This window comes from Haloferax sp. s1 (genome assembly GCF_058382125.1).
In genome coordinates this window covers 1-5,653 of sequence record NZ_JBZRPK010000486.1, presented here as the reverse complement: position 1 = coordinate 5,653, position 5,653 = coordinate 1, and the positions used below count along the sequence as shown (strand labels likewise).

The following is a 5,653-nucleotide window of genomic DNA, read 5'->3' as shown; positions in this document are numbered from 1 at the left end:
CCAGTTTTCTCGGAAGCGTCCCACCGCCGGTAACGGCCACGGATACGGTGCCGACCGACTCGGATTTCGGGACCGAACAGCTACTCGGGGCCGGATTCGAAGCGGTTGGAAGTAGTGTTGATGACGGTGGGAGAGTCGCCGTGACGGACAATTCGACGCACGATGACGAGGATGGCGAGGACGACGGAGATGATCACGTCGATGATGACGAAGACGATGGCAGCTTCGAGTTCGGTGACGATGGAGAAGACCACACCGGCAACGACGAGGACGACCACGTCGATGAGGACGATGATACCGAGGACGGCTTCGAGTTCGATGACGGAGACGAGGATGAACATAACGAGGAGGATGACGAGGATAGCTTCGAATTCGGTGACGATGGGGATGAGGAAGGCCACACCGATGACGAAGAAGGCGAAGACGACGAAGCTGCCGAAGATGGCTTCAAATTCGATGACGACGAGGATGGTCACGCTGCGGATGACGAGGGTAGTTTCGAATTCGGTGACGGCGACGATGACGACCACTCCAGTGATGACGAAGACGGTTTCGAATTCGGTGATGACCACGATGACGACCACGCCGGGGATGACCACGCCGAGGCTGACAAAGACGGCGGAGACGACGGCCTCGGCCACGCCGGAGAAGAAGAATCCGAATCGAACGACGAGGCAGCGGAGCAGTCCGTCCCGGATGACCCAAACGCCACTAACAGAATAGACTCACCGGAATCGCGCATCCCAGTCGCTCGGGCAACCGATGTCGAGGCAGGCGATGACGGCATAGAGCAGGAGCTGATAGTCAGCGGCGAAGTCGAACGGGGGGGAGATACAGACACGTTCGAAATCGACGTCTCGGCCGCCACAGACGCTGGCACGACTATCACGTCCGTCGAGGCCACCCCGGGGGCAGATACCGCGGCGGCCACCGCGTCCTTCAGTGACGGGACTGTCACTGTCTCCATTCGGGACGATGCCGGCGACGCGGACACGGACGTCATCGCCAAAATATCGCTCGTACAGGACACGCAGCGTACAGTCCCAGCGCCGGGGGTAACGTACGACGTCACGCAGTACGCGAGCGACGCAACCACGACAGTTCGGGCCACTGCGACAATGCAGTTCGACCGGGTTCGGAAGGTCGGTAGCGCCGAAGCCCGAGAGAACCAGGCGGACATCGCGGAGAAACAGCAGGGCGCCAGTAGCGCCGAATCAGCGCGCGCCGCCCTCGCGACGAACACGGTTTCCGTCGACCGCGGGGACGTCGCGACGCTCCCGATTCGAATCGCTGGAGAGACCGACTCAGCAACCCTCACTATCGAGAGCGGTGCAAGCGACTACCAGGCCGACACGGCAGTGACGGACGGTGATGGCGACGGGGTTGTTATCGTCGAGTTCGATACCCGGGCCGCCGGGGCCACCGACTCAGTGTCACCCGTCGTGTGGACGGCCGATGCGGACGATGCGGCGACGCTCCGTAATCAGGTCACGTCGGACGCCGCGCTACCCCCCGGTGGCTATCGGATTCGGGTCGCCGCCCAGACCGACGGCACCACCGAATCGACACCGACGGACGCCGGGATACTCTCGATTGGAACACGGAGTACGGATAAGATACAGGTGCTGACCGCACCCGGCTCAGTCGACCCGGACGTCGATGGCGATGGAACCGTCGAGATGGTCGATCTCGTCGCATTGGACCGGTCCGGTCGACTCTCAGCGGATCAAACCATTGCGACGACCGACTGGGTCGTTCTACAGGTCGAGGCGTCCGGACTCGAAGGACTCGTCCGGAATCGAAGCACGTTCGACGCTGCCATCGGTGACGAACTTGCGCTCGTAATCACCCGTGTCAACGAGGAGTCGACTGAGACAAATAGTTCAGCCGTACGGCTGGAGACGGACAACCTAACCGCCAACGATGCCGTCACACTGGTTCCGGCACCCGGACGTGACAACTACTTCGTCGTCATCAACGCGAGTCGGGCCACAGTCACCGATGGCAGTACGACAACCGGGGTCGCAGTCCCCGACGCTGTGTATCGGGCCACGTTCGCCGTCACCGACGAGCGCCTCCGGCCCGCCGACGGCGACGAACCAAACGTAATCCAAACGGCATTCAAAACCGTCGAGCCGTCTGCTACATTCGGACGCGACACGGTGACCGTCACTCCGTCAGCTAATCAGACGATTGTGGGTGCAACATCGATGGCACCGGGGACCGAGGTCACCGTCTCAGTCGCGTCAGCAAAGGAGACGGAAGACAAGTTTGTGCGAAAGAAGACGGCCACAGTCGAGAAAAACGGCCGGTTCAGTGCTAGCTTCGACTTTGCTGGACAGCCAACCGGGTCCACGCTCGAACTCGCCGCCTCCGCCGCCACCTCGCGCGGGGCGACGCTCCTCAAGTCGACGACGGTGAGGGTCGTATCAGAGGGTCAAGCCGGCGAACCGACGACGAAACCGGAAAAGACAGGGACGGTAGCATCTTCGGTCCCGCCGGAGTTATCCCCACCCTTACGGGACCGGGAGACTGGTTCCGACGCCGAAGGCACCGTAGACCGGGTCGTTCTTCCGGAAGACACGGCCCGCTCGATTGGCGGTACTGGGCCGGTAGGAACCGTATTCATTCCGGTTCTCGTTGGAACTCTCGTGGTCACATTCGTATTCGTGAGGAACCGTAAGAAGTGACGAATCGAGAGGGGAACTGCCGCGCCAGTACACTTCCCCTGTCATCTTCTGGCTTCGGCCTCGACACCACTCGTCACCACGTTAACTGTGGCACCCTGGTCGTCGAGTTCGATGGTCAGTCCACCGTCCTCGCTCCTGACTTCGAGCATTCCACCGTCGAACACGAGGTCGAAGTTTCCGCTCCCGACGTCGAGAATCTCACCGTCGTACTCGATGTCGAACTCATCGGTCTCGGTCTCGACGACTTCGCCATCGAACCCGATGTCGAACTCGTCAGTCTCGGTGCGGATGTGACCGGTGTTCGCGTCGATTCTGACCTCGAGATGGTCTCCTTCGATGTCGAACTGCTCACCGTCGAACACGAGATTGAACTCGTCACCGTCGATTTCAACCTCGTCGCTTCGGTTTTCGATGTCGAGGTCAGGGTCGGGGTCGTGTCTCGACACTTCGAAGTGGTCATCCTCGAACGTGATGTCGAAGCCGTCGCCCACGATATCGGCCGCGTCGCCGCCCTCGCGGATCTCAATGTCTATCTGTTCGCCATTGCTCTCGACTTCGATCCTCTGTCCGTCGGCTCTGACCGCGAGGTCGTCGCTTTCGATGTCGACCGTCTCATCGAACTCGATGTCGACATCGTCACTTTCGACGACTACTCCGTCACCGAACTCGAACTCGTAGTCGTGGCCCTCAAGCGTGGTGTGGTTAGGGCGGAACTCAAACGTGAAGTCGTCACCCGTGACGTCAGCGCTGTCGTCGGCGACTTCGATGTTGACATCGCCGTCCGCTAGTGCGATGTCAATCGTGGCCGCGGCAGGCGCAGAGGCCACAGCAACTATCAGTACAAGCAGCAATGGGGTAGGGGGGGCGTTAGTGAACAGGGGTGTATTGCTCATGGTCGTGACTGCCTAACGAGAGGGGCGATTACGTGGAGAATCGCCGAGTGAACCTGCCACTGACGGTGTTACGGTCGCACGTTCACTCACTCGTTCTCGGCATGTTCCGGTCACCGTGTTTTGTAGCCAACTGAACATTTACACACGGAGGTGATATTCGTTGTTGAGTCCTCGGTTACTCGGTTGGCAATTGGAAGAGAGGTACCAGTTGGTAACTCGTTCAGTCTCGCTGTAACTGGGGACGTCTACAGATGTGTCTCAAACAGACATTGAACACACAGCAACCCCGGCCGACAGAGTACCTGTTCATCAGGATGTCGACCGTTTGTTCGAGTATGTCGTCGACCGTTTGTTCGAGTATGTCGTCGACCGTTTGTTCGGGTCGATTATCGGTGCTGACGAGAGAGAATTAGATTACGCCGTTCAGGGCCGACACGAGTTACTGCACCTCACTGATTGGGATGGCATTGTCGGCGCTGATCCAGGCTGTGGATTGGTTTTCCTCGTAGAGGAGGTGGTCCCCATTCTTGGTCGTGACCACAACCACATCGGTTGGTCGTCTTGGCTCTTCGGGATGTTCGTCGTCCGAGCGGTCGGGTTCTATGTGACTCATCGGTCTACTGATTACGTGTGAAGGTATTCTCGACCCCACTCACGCATCGCGGTGATCATCGGCTCAAGTTCGCGTCCCGGCTCGGTAAGCGAGTACTCGACGCGGTGCGGGCGGGTGCTGACGGTGCGCCGTTCGACGATCTGATGCCCCTCAAGATCTTTGAGGTTCTCCGAGAGCACTTTCCCGGAGATACCGTCGATCTGTTCTTTGAGTTCGCTGAACCCGGAAGGTCCACCCTCCAGTAGTTGACGGACGATGACCGGATGCCATTTGCGTCCGATCACTGCGCTCATTCCGGTGAGAAGGTTTTCCTCTCTTTCCCTCGATGGTGTCTTTGCGAGGTCGATTGCGTCGGCAAGGCCAGTCGGTTCGTCGGCGAAAGAGTTTGCTTCTACACTCATTGGTGTGTCACAGTTACACATACTACCCGTTTCCCCTAAGCAGTGCAGCCTTCACATCTCACCGAATGGAGCCTAGTTTCACGGGTCCACGGCCAAGAACCAATGTTGGATACCCAAGCGCTTAGGTATGGACTCCGATTCCGACTAAGCAGAGGCTAACTGAAAGCGTAGCTGCTCCGAATGAGAAAAAGAGAAGACTGTCCCCGTTGCCACTTTGGAGGGGTCGACGACGGAATCACGAACGGTTATGTTCGTGACCGAGGAAAACCGCGGCACTGTTGAGCATAACTAAGCCTGCGAACACGGTTACTTCGTGAAGCGTGTCCAGTCCCAGCCCAAGGTAGAACAACAGGACGAACGGAAGGAATACTGCTGCCCAAAAGGCAAACCACTGGACCATCCGTTTAACAGGGACGATGTACCGACCGCGAAACGAGAGTTTCAGTTCCTGATACGCCATCTTCTCGATAGTCAAATACGACTGCTGGTGGGTAATGTTTTATTGAGTGATTCGTCCGGCGGTGCATAACGGTTTACGAACTTACCATCGAGATACGACGTGTAAAATCGTTACAAGCGTACCTATGTAAACCAAGTTACCAGAAAGAATCCAACATTCACGGCGACGGTTCCGTCAGTAATCCGTGGTTGGCGACGCCAGAGGAACGCGACGAATTCCGGAGCTACCAGGCTACGTCTCGCTTTCGGGTATGCGTCGGTTGACCCGTTCTACCTCAAAGTCGTTATCCGCCCGGTCCCATTCGAACGTCAGTTCGTGTCCAGTCCATTCGAACTCCCCGATTCTGTACTCCATCCTCACGTCACCGTCAATCTGGACTTCTTCGTTCTCTCTCCACTCGAAATCTATCAAGTTCCCGTCGTAATCGATTTCTTTTTCCTCGGATTCGAACTCTGTGTCAGCATCGGCACCGATAGCCTGAAACTCGATAGCACCATCGCCGTCGTACTCGAAGTCGATTTCATCGCGAGCAGTGAGTACCGTCAGTTCGACAGCATCCGAGCTGACTTCGAAGTCGATACTCGTCTTACCGTCGA

6 protein-coding genes are annotated in these 5,653 nt (G+C 58.0%); 1 reads left to right on the top strand and 5 read right to left on the bottom strand.

Features of this window, described 5'->3' with window-relative positions:
• The coding region (locus QT222_RS07540) for a BGTF surface domain-containing protein (protein ID WP_491476804.1) at nucleotides 1–2,690 on the top strand (2,690 nt) is incomplete at its 5' end.
• A gap of 41 nt (nucleotides 2,691–2,731) precedes the next feature.
• Here QT222_RS07540 and QT222_RS07535 read toward each other — a convergent pair.
• From QT222_RS07535 to QT222_RS07515, 5 genes are all read right to left on the bottom strand, one after another.
• Nucleotides 2,732–3,517, bottom strand: coding sequence for a hypothetical protein (locus QT222_RS07535; RefSeq protein ID WP_491476803.1), 786 nt, complete (start codon nucleotides 3,515–3,517; stop codon nucleotides 2,732–2,734).
• A 505-nt stretch (nucleotides 3,518–4,022) separates the two neighbouring features.
• Nucleotides 4,023–4,196 carry a hypothetical protein gene (locus QT222_RS07530; protein ID WP_179955385.1) on the bottom strand — a complete coding sequence of 58 codons (174 nt, stop codon included), beginning with the start codon at nucleotides 4,194–4,196 and terminating at the stop codon, nucleotides 4,023–4,025.
• An 11-nt stretch (nucleotides 4,197–4,207) separates the two neighbouring features.
• Complete coding sequence (locus QT222_RS07525; RefSeq protein ID WP_004060679.1) at nucleotides 4,208–4,597, bottom strand: winged helix-turn-helix transcriptional regulator; 390 nt, start codon at nucleotides 4,595–4,597, stop codon at nucleotides 4,208–4,210.
• A gap of 235 nt (nucleotides 4,598–4,832) precedes the next feature.
• Nucleotides 4,833–5,072, bottom strand: coding sequence for a DUF8028 family protein (locus QT222_RS07520; RefSeq protein WP_491476802.1), 240 nt, complete (start codon nucleotides 5,070–5,072; stop codon nucleotides 4,833–4,835).
• 216 nt (nucleotides 5,073–5,288) lie between these two features.
• Nucleotides 5,289–5,653, bottom strand: a 365-nt coding sequence (locus QT222_RS07515) for a hypothetical protein (RefSeq protein ID WP_491476801.1), incomplete at its 5' end; no start/stop codon positions are given.